Annotated in this window: 18 protein-coding genes; 6 read left to right on the top strand and 12 right to left on the bottom strand. The window is 64.8% G+C overall.

The features are described 5' to 3' along the window. Nucleotides 1-49: 49 nt before the first annotated feature. Nucleotides 50-1,750, top strand: coding sequence for an ABC transporter ATP-binding protein (locus IQ782_RS09890; RefSeq protein ID WP_194134471.1), 1,701 nt, complete (start codon nt 50-52; stop codon nt 1,748-1,750). Between the two features lie 84 nt (nt 1,751-1,834). On the opposite strand, the gene IQ782_RS09885 is transcribed toward IQ782_RS09890, so the two are convergent. The 4 genes from IQ782_RS09885 to IQ782_RS09870 are packed head-to-tail and all read right to left on the bottom strand — an operon-like array spanning nt 1,835 to nt 4,377. Next, nucleotides 1,835-2,485, bottom strand: coding sequence for a MotE family protein (locus tag IQ782_RS09885; protein WP_194134470.1), 651 nt, complete (start codon nt 2,483-2,485; stop codon nt 1,835-1,837). Nucleotides 2,486-2,490: 5 nt separating this feature from the next. Further along, nucleotides 2,491-2,871 carry a flagellar motor switch protein gene (locus IQ782_RS09880; RefSeq protein ID WP_194134469.1) on the bottom strand — a complete coding sequence of 127 codons (381 nt, stop codon included), beginning with the start codon at nt 2,869-2,871 and terminating at the stop codon, nt 2,491-2,493. Then, nucleotides 2,855-3,796, bottom strand: a complete 942-nt coding sequence (locus IQ782_RS09875) for a flagellar motor switch protein FliM (RefSeq protein WP_194134468.1) — start codon at nt 3,794-3,796, stop codon at nt 2,855-2,857. The genes IQ782_RS09880 and IQ782_RS09875 overlap by 17 nt, the downstream gene beginning before the upstream one ends. Continuing rightward, nucleotides 3,793-4,377 (bottom strand): flagellar basal body-associated FliL family protein, encoded by a 585-nt coding sequence (locus tag IQ782_RS09870; RefSeq protein WP_194134467.1) that lies wholly within the window; start codon nt 4,375-4,377, stop codon nt 3,793-3,795. The genes IQ782_RS09875 and IQ782_RS09870 overlap by 4 nt, the downstream gene beginning before the upstream one ends. Nucleotides 4,378-4,524: 147 nt before the next feature. Between IQ782_RS09870 and fliF the strand changes: the two genes are divergently transcribed. From fliF to IQ782_RS09845, 5 genes are read left to right on the top strand one after another with little or no spacing between them, the layout of a single operon-like run. Continuing rightward, entirely contained in the window at nt 4,525-6,234 is a 1,710-nt protein-coding gene (fliF, locus tag IQ782_RS09865) for a flagellar basal-body MS-ring/collar protein FliF (RefSeq protein ID WP_194134466.1), read from the top strand. Further along, nucleotides 6,231-6,899 (top strand): FliH/SctL family protein, encoded by a 669-nt coding sequence (locus IQ782_RS09860; protein WP_194134465.1) that lies wholly within the window; start codon nt 6,231-6,233, stop codon nt 6,897-6,899. The genes fliF and IQ782_RS09860 overlap by 4 nt, the downstream gene beginning before the upstream one ends. A gap of 3 nt (nt 6,900-6,902) precedes the next feature. Beyond that, on the top strand, nt 6,903-7,229 hold the full coding sequence (locus IQ782_RS09855) for a FliM/FliN family flagellar motor switch protein (protein ID WP_194134464.1): 327 nt from the start codon (nt 6,903-6,905) through the stop codon (nt 7,227-7,229). After that, on the top strand, nt 7,226-8,077 hold the full coding sequence (gene fliP / locus IQ782_RS09850) for a flagellar type III secretion system pore protein FliP (RefSeq protein ID WP_194134463.1): 852 nt from the start codon (nt 7,226-7,228) through the stop codon (nt 8,075-8,077). Before IQ782_RS09855 ends, fliP begins: the two co-directional genes overlap by 4 nt. 22 nt (nt 8,078-8,099) lie before the next feature. Then, nucleotides 8,100-9,155, top strand: a complete 1,056-nt coding sequence (locus tag IQ782_RS09845) for a flagellar motor switch protein FliG (protein ID WP_194134462.1) — start codon at nt 8,100-8,102, stop codon at nt 9,153-9,155. A gap of 15 nt (nt 9,156-9,170) precedes the next feature. Here IQ782_RS09845 and IQ782_RS09840 read toward each other — a convergent pair whose 3' ends face one another. The 8 genes from IQ782_RS09840 to IQ782_RS09805 form a co-directional block, all read right to left on the bottom strand. Then, nucleotides 9,171-9,983 carry a DUF1217 domain-containing protein gene (locus tag IQ782_RS09840; RefSeq protein ID WP_240989205.1) on the bottom strand — a complete coding sequence of 271 codons (813 nt, stop codon included), beginning with the start codon at nt 9,981-9,983 and terminating at the stop codon, nt 9,171-9,173. Between the two features lie 5 nt (nt 9,984-9,988). After that, nucleotides 9,989-10,423, bottom strand: a complete 435-nt coding sequence (locus IQ782_RS09835) for a flagellar biosynthesis repressor FlbT (protein WP_194134460.1) — start codon at nt 10,421-10,423, stop codon at nt 9,989-9,991. Further along, nucleotides 10,392-10,829: a flagellar biosynthesis regulator FlaF gene (locus IQ782_RS09830; protein WP_194134459.1), complete on the bottom strand. Its 438-nt coding sequence runs from the start codon at nt 10,827-10,829 to the stop codon at nt 10,392-10,394. The genes IQ782_RS09835 and IQ782_RS09830 overlap by 32 nt, the downstream gene beginning before the upstream one ends. A gap of 140 nt (nt 10,830-10,969) precedes the next feature. Next, nucleotides 10,970-11,866 carry a flagellin N-terminal helical domain-containing protein gene (locus IQ782_RS09825; protein ID WP_194134458.1) on the bottom strand — a complete coding sequence of 299 codons (897 nt, stop codon included), beginning with the start codon at nt 11,864-11,866 and terminating at the stop codon, nt 10,970-10,972. Between the two features lie 322 nt (nt 11,867-12,188). Further along, entirely contained in the window at nt 12,189-13,058 is an 870-nt protein-coding gene (locus IQ782_RS09820) for a flagellin N-terminal helical domain-containing protein (protein ID WP_194134457.1), read from the bottom strand. Between the two features lie 112 nt (nt 13,059-13,170). Then, nucleotides 13,171-13,581 (bottom strand): hypothetical protein, encoded by a 411-nt coding sequence (locus tag IQ782_RS09815; protein WP_194134456.1) that lies wholly within the window; start codon nt 13,579-13,581, stop codon nt 13,171-13,173. Then, nucleotides 13,578-13,898: a rod-binding protein gene (locus tag IQ782_RS09810; protein WP_194134455.1), complete on the bottom strand. Its 321-nt coding sequence runs from the start codon at nt 13,896-13,898 to the stop codon at nt 13,578-13,580. Before IQ782_RS09810 ends, IQ782_RS09815 begins: the two co-directional genes overlap by 4 nt. A 13-nt stretch (nt 13,899-13,911) precedes the next feature. Beyond that, complete coding sequence (locus tag IQ782_RS09805; protein ID WP_194134454.1) at nt 13,912-15,024, bottom strand: flagellar basal body P-ring protein FlgI; 1,113 nt, start codon at nt 15,022-15,024, stop codon at nt 13,912-13,914. Nucleotides 15,025-15,179 lie beyond the last annotated feature (155 nt).

The raw sequence follows: 15,179 nt of genomic DNA, 5'->3' as shown, positions 1-15,179 counted from the left end.
TTCTGCCTTCAGCGGCAGGATTGCATTTCTACCCTCGGGAGACAGCCGGATGCTGCGCCAGTTCTTCGCCTACTACCGCCCGCACATGCGGCTCTTCTGGCTCGATTTCGGATCCGCCGTGCTTTCGGGACTGCTTGAGCTCGCATTTCCGCTGGCCATCGCCGGATTCATCGACCATCTGCTGCCGGGCGGCAACTGGACGCTGACGCTGGTCGCCGCCGTCGGGCTGGTGGCGGTCTACATGATCAACGCCGTACTAATGATCGTGGTCACCTACTGGGGCCACATGCTGGGCATCAACATCGAGACCGAGATGCGCAGCAAGGCTTTCGCGCATCTGACCAAGCTGAGCTGGCGCTGGTACGACCGGGCCGAGACCGGCAAGCTGGTGGCCCGCGTGACCCGCGATCTCGAGGAGATCGGCGAGGTCGCCCACCATGGGCCCGAGGATCTGTTCATCGCGGTCATGACCTTTGCCGGCGCCTTCGGCCTGATGGCCTGGATCCATCTGCCGCTGGCGCTGATGACGCTGGCGATCGTGCCGGTGATGGTCTGGCTGATCGCCGTCTACGGCGGCCGGATGACGCAGACCTGGCAGGCGATCTACGGTCGTGTCGGCGCCTTCAACGTGCGGCTCGAGGAAAGCCTCGGCGGCATCCGCGTGGTGCAGGCCTTTTCCAACGAGCCGCACGAGCGCGCGCTCTTCGAGAAGGACAACCGCAGCTACCGCGAGACCAAGCTTGATGCCTACCGCATCATGGCGAAGCTCACGGCGCTGCATTACAGCGGCATGCGGCTGGTGCAGGTGGTGGTCATGGTGGCGGGAGCCGCCTTCGTCTTCGACGGCTCGCTGTCGGAGGGCGGCTTCGTCGGTTTCCTGCTGCTGGTCGGCGTGTTCTTCCGCCCGCTCGAGAAGATCGCCGCAGTGATGGAGACCTATCCCCGCGGCATCGCCGGTTTCCGCCGCTACACCGAGCTGCTGGCCACCGAGGCCGATATCGCCGATGCGCCCGATGCCATCCCGGCCCCGGCCTTCCGGGGCGAGATCCGCTTCGACAAGGTCAGCTTCGCCTATGATGGGGCGCGCGGCGTGCTGCATGACGTCACGCTCGACATCAACCCCGGCGAAACCGTGGCCCTGGTCGGCCCCTCGGGTGCGGGCAAGTCGAGCCTGATGGCGCTGCTTCCACGGTTCTACGAACCCACGGGCGGCGAGATCCGCATCGACGGCATCCCGATCCAGAAGATGACGCTGGAGTCGCTGCGCCGCCAGATCGGGCTGGTGTCGCAGGATGTCTTCCTCTTCGGCGGTACGCTGCGCGCCAACATCGCCTACGGCAAGCTTGACGCAACCGAGGAAGAAATCCGCGCCGCGGTCGCGCACGCGCAGCTCGGCCCGCTCGTCGAGAGCCTGCCCGACGGGCTCGACACGGTGGTCGGCGAGCGCGGCGTGATGCTCTCCGGCGGACAGCGGCAGCGCGTGGCGATCGCCCGCGTCTTCCTCAAGAACCCGCCGATCCTCTTGCTTGACGAGGCAACATCAGCGCTCGACCGAACCACCGAGCGCGAGGTGCAGGCGGCGCTGTCGCGGCTGGCGGTCGGGCGCACGACGCTGGTCATTGCGCACCGGCTCAACACCGTGCGCGATGCGGATCATATCGTGGTTCTGGAGCAGGGACGCGTCATCGAACGCGGAAGCCATGACACGCTGATCGAGGCGAAGGCGGCCTATTACGAGCTGGCCAGCTGATCGCGGGCAGAAACGTGCACTCGTCGGAGACGGAAAAGCGCCGGCCCGCAAACACGGGCCGGCGCCTTCACGAGGAAACGGACCTTACAGGCGGATGTCGTCGAGCCGCTGGTCGCCCGGCAGCTTCGAGCGCTCGAGGATGATCTGCGAAATCGCCCGCGCCCGCACCGGGTTCAGCGCCGCCATGATCGGCGCGGCGTCGCGCTCGCTCATCGTGCCCAGCACCATGACCGACACCTCGATGTCGAGATCGTCCATGATGGTCGCGGCATCCTTGGGCTTCATGTTGCGGTAGAGCGCAACCAGACGGTCGACGTCTGAGGTATGCGCCGCCTTGACCTTCTCGAGCAGGCCTTCCAGCTCGACCTTCAGATCAGCGAGGCGCTGCTGCTCGACCTCGAGCGTCTCGCGCGCAAGGTCGAGTTCCGCCTCGCGCTGCGCATAGCGATCCTTCTGCGCGACCAGCAGTTCGCGCTCGGCCCTGATCGAGGCCAACAGCTCTTCGGGCCCACCCTCGCAGAGCATCGCCGGATCGGCCGCGGCAGCCGTCGCCGCGGCGGGCACCGGATCGGGCTCGCTGCTGGCGGCGGCCGAGGCCGCGCCGACGAACATCGTCTGCTCGGCCTTGGCCGGCTTGGACACCGACGCCAGGGTCGGCTCGTTCGCCAGGGTCACCCCGATCTTGCCGATCACCGCGACGGCAAGGCCGATGAGAAGGAATGTGATGGGACGCATCTGGCTCAGGCCTCGCGGTTGCGCACGGTTTCAAAGAAGCCGCGCACCAGTTCCGACTTGCCAGAAACAGAGGCCGTGCCGACCGGGCGGCTCGGGCGCTCGCGGGTGGTCCGGAACGAGGCTGACTCGCCCCGCGCTGCATCGCCGCGGCTGAGTTCAGGTTCGCGATGGCGGCGGCTGCGAGCGTCGGCGGCCTGTTCGCCGGCGACGCGCAACGCCGAGACCGCGGTTTCCGACTTGTCGACCGCCGCCGAGAAGCTGCCGATCATCGGCTCCAGCTCCCGCAGCGCGGCCATCAGCACGCGCACACGGCGATCCACCACCCAGGCGTAGGTCAGCGTTCCGACGAGAAGCACCAGAATGGCAATGTCAATCAAGAAGGACATTTGGCAAATCCTCTTCTTCGTACAATTTTTCAGAAACTTTCAGGGCGATCTTGCCGTTCTTGCGGCGCCCCACTTCGGCGCGGGCGATCTGCTTGCCGGTGACGCAGAGGGTCACCGGATCATCGACCTGCATCCCCAGGTCCAGCACCTGGCCGGGCATCCACGACAGCACGTCCCGCAGGGTGAGCGTCGCCTCTCCCAGCACGGCGGCAAGCGGGATGCTGGTGGTGCCGAGCTTGTCCGTCAACTTCATGCGCCAGCCGGAGTCGCCGCCCAGCTGGCCGCCGGTAAAGTTCTGCGACAGCACATCGCTGACCGCATCGAGGGCTGTGGTCGGCAGCAGGAAGACCATCTCGCCGATCCGGTCCTCGATATTGATCTTCAGCACCGCACGGGCGCAGGAGCTGGTCGGCGGCGCCAGCAGCAGCGCCTTCGGGTTGGTTTCGAGATGGCTGATCTCGAAACTGACCGGCGTGACCTTCTCGAAGGCGGCGGACAATTCCTTCAGCGTCTCTTCGCAAAACGCCTTGCCGATGCGCTTCTCGATGCCGGTGAACGAACGCGGGCTGCGCGGACTTTCCGGAACGGTGCGGCCGCCGAAGGTGATCTCGAGGATCGCGTAGAGAAGCTCGGGCCGCAGCGCCGCAGCGATGGTCCCGCTCCACTCGGCGGCCTCGGTCACGCCGATCAGCGCGGGTTCGGGCAGCGAGTCGATGGCATCCTGGCAGGTCAGATAGTCGACCTTGTCGAGGCTCACGTCGACCATCGCGCCGAGATAGGCCTTCAGCACCTGCGCCAATGACAGCGCAAAGCGGTCGAACACCACCTCGAGCATCGGCAGGCGCGCGTAGGACCGCTTGGCGCGCTCGACGATCAGTTCCTCGACGGCGCGGGTGTCGATCGTGATGCTGCTCTGCTCGGTCATTGGATGATCAGGTCCGCGATGAGAAACTCCAGCGGCGCATCGCTGTCGGTGATCGCGCGGGCGCGGCGCAGCAGCTCCGCCTTCAGCCGGGCCAGGCCGATCGAGCCCTGCAGATCGCTCTCGTTGAGCTGCCGCAGGTAGTCCTGGAAGCTGTCGCGCAGGAACAGCTGGCGGCTCTCGATGGCTTCGGCGCCGGGCAGCGACTTGTCGTAGATGAGCGCGAGGTTCAGCTTGAGAAAGCGCGAGGTCTGGCGGCCGGTGGCGGTCGTCGCCGTGATGTTCACGATGATTTCCTGGAACGGCAGCGAGATGATGTTCTTGGGCAAGGGGCTGTGCGCCCCACCCGCCCCGAGCGCCGCAGGCGACAAGGATTCCGACGCCGCCGGCTGATGCCCGGCCGGGTCACTCGCCCCGGCGTCTTCACCGGAGATCAACGCGCTCAACCGGGCCGGACCCGCCGCTGCGACCAACCCCGCCAGAAGCGCCGCGACACAGGCCAGGGCAATCGCAAGCGCGATCACCAGCTTCCCTCTTTTAGAGGGTCCGTCGGAACTGTTCTCGGTCAGTGTCGCGTCAGCCATGGACCGTCTTTGATAGCGGTGGTTAATCTTGTCCAACTATGCGGCGAAACCTACGGGTAAGCAAGCAGAACTTCCCGTATAGTTCTTGATGAGCAAGAACAGTTGTGTTTATTCTTGCGACGGGCGACATGACAGGGCGCAGAACACGTGCAGGCGATACTGGAAAATCTCAAATCGCTGGGCTGGCGACGGCTCTCGGTGCTTGGAGGAACGGGTCTTGCCCTTGTTCTTGCGGTCTTTTTCGGCCTCTCCGTTGTCACGACTCCTGACTATATCTCGCTGTATCGCGACCTGAATCCCGCCGATGCCGCCCGCATTGTCGACTCGCTTGAAGCCGCGGGCATCCGCAGCCGCACCGATACCGCCGGCACCGCGGTCAGCGTTCCCGCCGAAGATATGGCGCGGGCGCGCATGGAGTTGGCCTCGCTTGGCCTGCCCAGCGAAGGCACGCCGGGCTGGGAGCTGTTCGACGAGCAAAGCGGGCTGGGCATGAACAGCTTCATGCAGCGGGTGAACCGGATGCGCGCCATGGAGGGCGAGCTTGCGCGCTCGATCCAGACCATCGATGGCGTCGAGGCGGCGCGGGTCCACCTGGTGCTGCCCGAGCGCGAGCCCTTCTCCCGCGAGAGACCCAAACCCTCGGCCTCGGTCATCGTCCGCGGTTCGCGGCAGATCGGGATGAAACAGGCCCATGCGATTCGCTCTCTGGTTGCATCCGCGGTACCCGATCTTGCTCCGGCGCAGGTGACCGTGCTGTCGGCTTCCGGCGAGACAATCCTTGCCGATGACGGCGAGGCGGGCAGCGAGGCGTCGCTGCAATCGGCGCGCGCGCAGATCGAGGACCGGCTGAGCCAGCGCATCACCCAGATCCTCTCGGCCCGCGTCGGCGCGGGCAATGCCCGCGTGACCGTCAGCGTCGATTTGTCGAGCGAACGGCAGGTGGTGCGCGAGCAGACCTACGATCCCGAGCAGCGGGTCGTTCGCTCGACCGAGACCCGCGAAGAGGTCACCCAGGACCAGCGCGCCGCCAGCGGCGAAGTCGGCGTTGCCGACGATGTCCCCGCCGCGCTGGCCGATGCCGTGCCGGGCATGAATTCCAACAGCTCGAACAGCAACAACGAGATCGTCAACTACGAGATCGGCGGCAAGCAGGTCGAGACAGTGCGCGAGCCGGGCGACGTGCAGCGCATGTCGGTGGCGGTGCTGATCAACGGCATCTACAACGTGCAGCCGGACGGCTCGGTCCAATACGAGGAGCGCACCGCCGAGGAACTCGAGCGGCTTCAGGCACTGGTGCAGAGCGCGATGGGCTTCGACGAGACCCGCGGCGACTCGGTCGAGGTGGTGAGCCTGCGCTTCATGGACTACTCGATGGACGTGGGCGAGCCGGCGTCGCGCAGCCTTACCCAGATTCTCTCAGAGAACATGGGGACGATCCTGCGCGGGCTGTTCTCGCTGGGGCTGGTTGCCGCGGTGCTCGCCTTCGGCGTCCGCCCCGCGATTGCCCGGCTGATGGCGGCAAATGGCGCGGCGGCAGGTGCCGGCGACGCGGCGGGCGGCCTGCCGGCCCCCGGAGCCGCTCCGGCACTGCCCGGCGCCAAGGCGCCTCCCGGCCTGCCCGGTCAATCCAACGTGACCCAGCTGCACGCGCCGCAGGGCGGTCAGGAGCAGGTCTTCCAAAGCGGCACCGTGCTCGACCCGCTGCCCGAGGGCAGCGAAGAGATGGTGTCTTTCGCCTCGGTCCAGGGCGGGGTCCAGCGCGGCTGGATCAACACCGTCGGTGAGCTGATCGAGCGCGAGCCCGAAGACGCGATCAAGGTGGTGAAGAGCTGGCTGGCAGAAGGGTCCGCGACATGAGCTTCATCTTCGACCGCAACTTCGATGCCGAAGCCGACGCGCAGCGCCGCGGCGAGCAGGCCAAGATCGGTGCGATCTACACCCGCGCGGAGTTCGACGCCGCGATGAGCGAGGCCCGGACCGAGGGCTTCGAGGCCGGGCTCGCGCAGGGCCGGGACGAGGCCTCGAACGCGGCGCAGCAGAGCAGCAGCGCGCGCCAGGTGACCGCGATGGAAGCCGTCGGCCCCGCGCTTCAGGCGCTCTTCGCCGATGCTGACCGGCACCACGCGGTGCTGGAATCGCAGATGGTCGGCTTTGCGCTCTCGGTTCTGCGGCAGGTCGCGCCGGCGGCAGGTGCGGCGCTTGCCGAGCAGGAAGCCCTGCAGGAAGCCCGCGGCGCGGTCCGCATGGCGCTTGGCGCGGCGGAGCTGAAGCTGCGCTTCGCACCCGAGGTCACCGAAACCAGCGGCGCCGAGATTCACCGCATCGCGCGACAGTCCGGCTTTGGCGGGCGCGTCGAGGTCAAGCCCGACCCCGCCCTCGCTCCGGGGGATGTGCGGGCCGAATGGGACCACGGCGTGATGACCTACAGTTTCAACGACATCTGCGAACGCATCCTCGGCGCGCTGGAGAGCAGCAAGGCGCGCATCGACGCGGCGATCGGGCAGGATCAGGCAGGAGACTAAGACATGATGGACGAGGCAGAGACCAAGCAGTCCGAGACCGGAGCCGCCGCCGCGGCCCCCAAGCCGGCAGAGAGCGGCCAAGGCATCGATGCGATGCTGAACGTCGGGCTGAACGTGCAGATCGTGCTGGGCCAGACCCGCATGCCGATCGCGCAACTCCTGAAGCTCAGCCGCGGCTCGATCATCGAACTCGACAAGAGCATCGGCCAGCCGGTCGAGGTGATGATCAACGAACGTCTCGTGGCGCGCGGCGATCTGGTGCGCCTGCCGGATGACCGGCTGGGCGTCTCGCTGATCGAGATCGTCAAGGACTACGTGTCCGAAGAATGACCCGGAAATGCGGCCAGTGGGGAACAGCGCTGACCTGCCTGCTTGTGGCGGTGGGGTTGTTGCTTGTGGCCGCGGGCCGCGCCGATGCGCAATCGGCGGGCTCGGACCTGCTGGGGGCAATCGGCGACGCTCTCAGCTCGGCCCCCGCCGGTTCGGACGAGCGCGCGACGCTCTCGGGGCGGATCATCCAGCTCATCGCGGCGATGACCGTGCTCTCGCTGGCGCCGGGCCTGCTGGTGATCATGACCAGCTTCACCCGCTTCGTGATCGTCTTCTCGATGCTGCGCTCGGCGCTCGGCCTGAACCAGACTCCGCCCAACATGGTGCTGACAGCGATGGCGCTGTTCATGACCTTCTTCGTCATGCAACCGGTGTTCGAGGATGCCTGGGAGGGCGGCGTGCAGCCGTTGATGGAGAATTCCATCACCGAGGAGCAGGCGCTGACCCGGATCGGCCAGCCCTTCAAAGCCTTCATGTATGTGAACACCCGCGAGAAGGATCTCAGCCTGTTCCACGACATCGCGGCGCGCAGCGACGCAGGCGGCGCCGCGGTCGAGCCGGGGCCCCTGCCCGAGGGCCCCGAGGCCGTGGGCTGGCGCGAGCTGGTGCCGGCGTTCATGATTTCGGAACTGCGCCGCGCCTTCTCGATCGGCTTCCTGATCTACCTGCCCTTCCTGGTGATCGACCTGATTGTTGCCTCGGTGCTGATGAGCGCCGGCATGATGATGCTTCCGCCGGTGCTGATCTCGCTGCCATTCAAGGTGATCTTCTTCGTGCTGATCGACGGCTGGTACATGCTGGCCGGAAGCCTGATGGAAAGTTATCTGCCGCTCGCAGGGGCGGGCTGACACATATGATTGGAGCCGCCTGATGGCCGTAGCGAACGTCCAACGCACCACGTCGAGCGACCCCGCGTCGCAGGCCCCGCGCCGCAAGCTGAACGGCCCGCAGAAGGCGGCGATCCTGTTTCTGTGCCTCGGCGAGAAGCGCGGGTCGGCGCTGATGCAACAGCTCGACGACGACGAGATCCAGCGCGTCACCCGCGCCATGTCGGGTCTCGGCTCGATCTCGGCCGAGACCGTCGAACAGGTGCTGGCGGATTTCGTCGAGGGCATGACCAATGGCGGCGGCGTGGTCGGCTCCTTCGCCGTGGCCGAGAACCTTCTGCGCTCGCTGCTGCCCGGGGATCAGGTCGAAGGCATCCTCAAGGACATTCGCGGCCCGCTCAAGGAGCGCGACCTTTGGGCGCGGTTCAGCAGCCTGTCCGAGAATGTCATCGCCAACTACCTCAAGGGCGAGCACGAGCAGACCATCGCGGCAATCCTCACCAACGTGAAGACCGACGTCGCCGCCAAGGTGCTGCCGCTGCTCGGGCCGGAAAAGATGAACTCGGTGGTTGAGCGGATGATCCGCATGGAAGCCGTACCGCATCACATGATGCGCCAGATCGAGGAATCCCTGCAGAGCGATATCATCAACGCGGGCGCGCAGCCCACGGCCGCCGAACAACACCAGCGCATGGCGGACCTCTTCAACAAGCTCGACCGCGGCGCTTTCGATGCCATGGCCCCGGCCCTGGAAAGCTCGATCCCCGACTCCTTCTCGGCCATCAAGGCGAAGATGTTCACCTTCGAGGACCTAGTGAAGCTCGAACCCATGGACCTTGCCCGGATCATGCGGGGCGTGCCCGGCAACACGCTGCCGACCGCGCTGCGCGGCGCCAGCCAGGATGCCCGCGACGCGTTCCTAAACGCCCTGCCCGGTCGCTCGCGCGACATGCTGGTCGAAGAGATGGAAACCATGGGGCCGGTGCGCCGGCGCGATGTCACTTCAGCGCAGACACTGATGCTCGATTACGCGCGCACGCTGGCTGAAGAGGATCAGATCCGACTGCCGCTCGGCGACGAAGACGACGAGATGTATTGAGTCGCGCGCCAGGTTTCAGCGGAGCTTGTAACCGCTGAAACCCTGGATGGTGTCGATGTCGATGGTGACCGGAACGAAGCTGCCCGAAGAGGAGCTCAGTGCGCCCGACATCAGCGTGACGATGGGATTGGTCGAGACCGTATCGCTGGTGGCATCACTGATCGCGGCGAACTTGCGCACCAGGCTCTCGACATAATCCTCGTCGCCCAGCTTGTCGAAATCGATCCGTTCCGAAAGCAGCGCCGCCTGCCGGTCGATGTCGCCGGTCGCGATCTCGTCGGGCAGGCCAAGCGCGGTGCGGATGAACTGCGCCATGTCCTTGTCCTTGAGAAGATCATAGGCCGAGTCGACGGTGCCCGCCTTGCGGCGGAACTGCAGCGCCAGACCAAGCGCCTCGTTGTCTTCGGCCTTGCCGTTCACATAGGTGGTGTCGACATAGGCGGCGACGATTTTCGCCTTCCACTCGGGATCGATGGTATTGCTGTTGGCCGCACCCTCATCGCTGAACCCCATCGCCTCGTAGAACACCTCGAAGCGGTCGTCGGTGAGCTTGTTTACCAGCGACTCCTTGTCGTCGATGTCGCTCTTGAGGATCTTGCCCATCATCGCCTTGCCGAAGATCTGATCCTCGAGGTCGTAGGCCTTCATGACGAAACTGTAGAGCCGGTAGTCGCCGATCAGGTCGTCCACCGTTTCGACGTTCTCAATGTTCTCCATGAAGTAGGAGATTTCACGCGCGTGCTGCGGCTCGCTTTCGATCATCGCATGCTCCTTGTCCTCGGTCTTGCCGATGAGACGGAGTGCAAGCGATGCGGACATACCGGACATGGAAATCATCTGTGCGCCCTCGGCAGATCTTCGGGAGAGGTGGGGTCGAGCCCCGCGGGACCGAGCACCTCGGCTTCGCGTTTGATCAGCGGACGCAGATCGCGCAATGCGGTGAAATACTCACCCTGGCTGACGTTGTTTGCCGCCTCGAAGACATGGCTGGTCATCTCTGCGGTGAACACCGTGGCCAGCTTCGCGAGTTGCTGCTGTGCGGATTTGGTCAGGGAATCCCGGCGCTCGGGGTAGACCAGCGCGCTCTGGATGAGGAAATAGGCCGCGCGCACCGGGGTGGTGGCCGCCTCGGGCTTCAGCAGATCGGTTTCGCGGATGATGTCGGCACGGTTCTCGACGGTGAGCGTGGTCTTGCGCCCGCCGTTGCGCATCATGCAACCGTTGACGACGATCCGCTCAAAGGGTTTGAGAGTAAGATTGAGCGCCATCTTGATCCACTGACGTCGGCGCCGGACGGGCGGCCGAGAGCCCCGCAAGAATGTTCTGGTTCACGTCGATCAACGCCGGAAGGCCGGGTCCACCGCCCAGCACGACGCCGCAGGTGCGGTCCACCCACAGAGAGATCGACAGGAGGTTGGCCCGCAACGCCGGCGGCAGCGCGTTGCTGTCGCTCGCAAGGTCGCCGCGCAGCCGTTCCCAAAGTCGGCGGTTCTGCACGACCGCGTCGCGCAGCCCGCCCGAAAGCACGGCCAGGCGCGAGAGTTTCTCGGAGGAGGCCGCCCAGTCCGCGTGGTGCTGATACATGGCCCCGGTGATGCGCGCGAAGACGCGGGCCTCGATCTGCCTCGGCGACTCGCTTTCGCGGATGGTTCGTTTGTATGCGGAGATGCTCATTGCCGTTCCTGCCTCTGCTCCCCCGACCTGCTGCGGGGTGACTGTAAACCGGGCCCGGTTTGTCCGATGCTCCGACGGAAAGGGGGCGCCCTTGGCGCCCCCTCCTTATGCCATCAGAAGTCGCGCATATTCCAGAGGAATTACTGGAACAGCGACAGAATGCTCTGCGGCGAGGAGTTGGCGATCGACAGCGATTGCGTGGCCAGCTGCTGCTGCACCTGCAGGGCCTGCAGACGCGCCGCTTCCTCTTCCATGTCGGCATCGACCATGGCGCCGACACCGGTGTCGATGTTGTCGGTCAGCTTGTTCAGGAACTCCTGCTGGTTCTCGATCGACTTCTCGGCGATGCCGAGCTTGGTGGCAGACTCGGTGGCAGCGTCGAAGGCAGTTTTCGCCGTCGAAAGAGCCGCCTGCAGATCGCCCGCAGACATCGCGGAATCCGAGACGTCGATGCCAGCAAGTTCGGCAACGATCGACGAGAGATCGACCTTGTTGAACGACATCGAGGTGGTGTCCAGCGAGCCCGTGCTGTCACGCGTGATCCCGGTCACGACGCTGACCCCGGAAGTTCCCGCTGCGATTGCTGTCACACCGGCCGAAGTTCCCAGCGTGATGTTTTCCGCCTCTGCCGCGTTCACCAGGTCGTTGCCGTTGAAGGTGGCCTGAGCAATGGTGTTCTTCATCTGGTTGATGAGGCCATTCAGCTCGTCCTGAATCGCTGCGCGATCCACCGCGTCGCCCTGGGCGAAGGCCACGCGCTCGGAGAAGGTCTCGGCCAGCGTCGCGATCGACTCGGCACCCAGGCGGGCGGTCGAGATCGAGTTCTTGGTCAGCGTCAGGCCTTCGTCGATCGCCTTGTAGACCGAGCTGTCGGACGACATGGATTCCGAGATCGAGAAGTAAGCTGCGTTGTCCTTGCCGGACTGGATCTTCAGGCCGGTCGAGATGCGGCCCTGTGTGCTTTCGAGGTTCTTGTTGATGCCGCGCAGCGTCGACAGCGCGTTCATCGCGCTTGCATTGGTATTGATGGAAGACATCTGTCTGCTCCGATTTCTATCGTTGTTCTTCGCCTTTCTGGCGAAAACGGTCCTGCCGTGGATTACCCGTACCACGAGAGATTGGAGCGATTGATTAACGAAACATTAATTACGCTAGGGACAGCATCAGAGTTGCGCTTGGGTAACGCATTGTGTCCTTTCTGTGTCGCAAGCAAAGACATCGTGTCCCCAGCGGGTTTGCCGCGCCGACTTTCGTCGTATCGCCGCCGCCGCCGCGCCCAAAGTCTTTACGCACAGAAAAGGGGGCGCCAGTGGCGCCCCCCCGGTTCTTCCTGGCAGAAGCTCTGCCTGCGCCAGCGGATTACTGGAACAGCGACAGGATGCTCTGCGGCGAGGAGTTGGCGATCGACAGCGACTGCGTGGCCAGCTGCTGCTGCACCTGCAGCGCCTGCAGACGCGCCGCTTCCTCTTCCATGTCCGCATCGATCATCGCGCCAACACCGGTGTCGATGTTGTCGGTCAGCTTGTTGAGGAACTCCTGCTGGTTCTCGATCGACTTCTCGGCAATGCCGAGACGGGTTGCCGCATCGGTTGCATCGTCGAAGGCCGACTTCGCGGCCTCCAGGTCGGCCCCAAGGTCAGCGCTGGTCGTGAGGTTGATCCCTTCGAGGGCATCGACGATGCTCGACAAATCCTCGGTGCTGAAGGACATCGACGTCACATCGAGCGAGCCGCTGGAGTCGCGCGTGATGCCGGTGACCACCGTGACTGTCGAGGTCGTTCCCACCACGGCCGCCGTGGTGCCGATGTTTCCAGCGCCGGCCGCGTTCACCAGGTCGTTGCCGTTGAAGGTCGCCTGCTCGATGGTGTTCTTCATCTGGTTGATGAGGCCATTCAGCTCGTCCTGGATCGCCGCGCGATCCACGGCGTCACCTTGGGCAAAGGCCACACGCTCCGAGAAGGTCTCGGCCAGCGACGCGATCGACTCGGCACCCAGGCGGGCGGTGGAGATCGAGTTCTTCGTCAGCGTCAGACCTTCATCGATCGATTTGTAGACCGAGCTGTCGGACGACATGGATTCCGAGATCGAGAAGTATGCTGCGTTGTCCTTGCCGGACTGGATTTTCAGGCCGGTCGAAATGCGGCTCTGAGTGCTTTCGAGGTTCTTGTTGATGCCGCGCAGCGTCGACAGCGCGTTCATCGCGCTTGCATTGGTATTGATAGAAGACATTGTATCTGCTCCGATTTCTATCGTCGTTGTTCGCCTTTCTGGCGAAAACGGTCCTGCCGTGGGTCAGCAGTAACACGAGAAATTGAAGCCGCTGGTTAATCGGGGGTTAAATCTAGACCGATTGGTCGTAGCGTTGCGTCTGGGTCACGCCTTGTTTCGATTTCGTGCCATCCTTGCCATAGACGCCCCGCAGGCTCTGGCGTTCGCGGATCCGGTCGATCTCTTTCGCCACCGCCCCGGTTGCTTCGGTCATCCGCCGCAGCAGCGCCAGGTCGCTGTGGATCAGCTCGCGCAGGCCGGACAGGCTGTCGCGCAGCTTCTCCGCAGCGGGATCATCGCCCCCCAGCAAAGGCTCGGGGTCGGCAAATGCGGCCTCGATCTCGGCAAGGAGTTCCTGCTTGCGCGGGAACAGCTCTTCGACGCGCGCCAGTTCGCCCTTACCGATGGCAGCGATTTCGTCGCGCAGCAGGCGGGCCAGCCGGTCGATCAGCGCATGGGCGCGGGGTCTGGTCATCTGCGTCATGTGTGGTCTCCACGCCGGGCGGCCGCGCCATAGGCCGACATCGCCTGTTCCAGGTTGCGCGCAATGCCCGCGCCACCCTGCTCCGCCAGCTCCTTGCCGAAGGCCTCGGCCAGGAAATAGCGCCAGTGTTCCTCGGCCTTGCCCCCGCCGAAATCGCCAAGATCGACCTCGCTCAGCATCTCGTTGACCATCTCGGTGAGAAACATCGCCTCGAATTCCTTTGCCGCACTCGCGGGCGCGTCGGGCGCGATGGCGCCGGGCTGCGCGATCTGCGCGCCGGTCACCTGCAAAGCGGCCATGGAAGTCTTCACATCCATGCTGTCTCTCCCCTCAGATGATCTCGAGATCGGCGTGCAGCGCGCCCGCAGCCTTGATGGCCTGCAGGATGGAAATCGTCTGCGTCGCGGTCAGGCCGATGGCATTCAGCGCATCCACCAGCCGTTGCAGGCTGACATCTGCGCCTTCGAGGATGGTGAAATGGGTTTCCTGCTCGTCAACGCCGACGGTGGTGCGCGGCACCACGACCGTGGTGCCGCCGATGGTGATCGGCTCGGGCTGGCTGACCTCGGGATCCTCGCGCACCATGACCGTCAGCCCGCCCTGGCTGACCGCCACGCGGTCGATCCTCACGTCTTCGCCGATGACGATTGTGCCCGAACGCGCGTCGATCACCACCTTGGCAACGGCGTCCGGGTCGACCCGGATATTCTCGACGTCGGACATGATGCCCGCGATATCCCCCTTGCCCGCGCCATGCAGTGCGACCTCGACGGTGCCGGGGTCGAGCGCGGTTGCCGTATTGGTGCCCATCCGCTTGTTGATCGCCTCGGCCATGCGGGTCGCGGTGGTGAAATCGGGGTTGCGAAGGGCAATGCGCACGGAACTGAGCGAGGACAGCGCGAAGTCGACTTCGTTTTCCACCGTCGCACCGTTTTCGATCCGCGCCACGGTGGGCACGCCCTCGACCACAGAGGCCGCCATGCCCTGTGCAGCATAGCCCGCCACGGCGATCGGACCCTGGGCAACCGCGTAGACTTCCCCGTCCGCGCCGGTCAGCGGCGTGACGATCAACGTGCCGCCGCGCAGCGAGGTCGCGTCGCCGAGCGAGGAGACCACCACGTCGATCGGCGAGCCGAGCCGCGCGAAGGGCGGCAGCATGGCGGTCACCATGACTGCGGCGGTGTTGCTCGTCTTGATCTGGTCATCGGACATGTTCCCGACGCCAAGGCGATCGAGCATCGCCTCGATGCTCTTCTCGGTGAAGGGGCTGTTGCGCAGACTGTCGCCGGTGCCATTGAGTCCAACCACGAGACCATAGCCGACGAGCTGGTTCTCCCGCACGCCCTCAAAGGTCGCGATGTCCTTGATCCGGACATCCGACGCTGCGGGAAACGCCGTGAAGAGCGCCACGATGGCGGCGCCGAGGCAGGCTGCGATACGCATGGGACTCCCTGGGCTGCGGTCCTGTGTTTCAAGGACTAAACATCGTATCGCCAAACTATTCAATGACAATTTCCAAACTAATCATGCTATCCTTGTGTATTGCTTGACCTCACGAAAAATTCTTCGCATGATCAGGTCATCCAATCATGGATAAC

The organism is Salipiger mangrovisoli (assembly GCF_015223355.1).
In the GTDB taxonomy this organism is placed as follows: Bacteria; Pseudomonadota; Alphaproteobacteria; order Rhodobacterales; family Rhodobacteraceae; genus Salipiger; species Salipiger mangrovisoli.
This window is presented reverse-complemented; position numbering and strand designations above follow the sequence as displayed.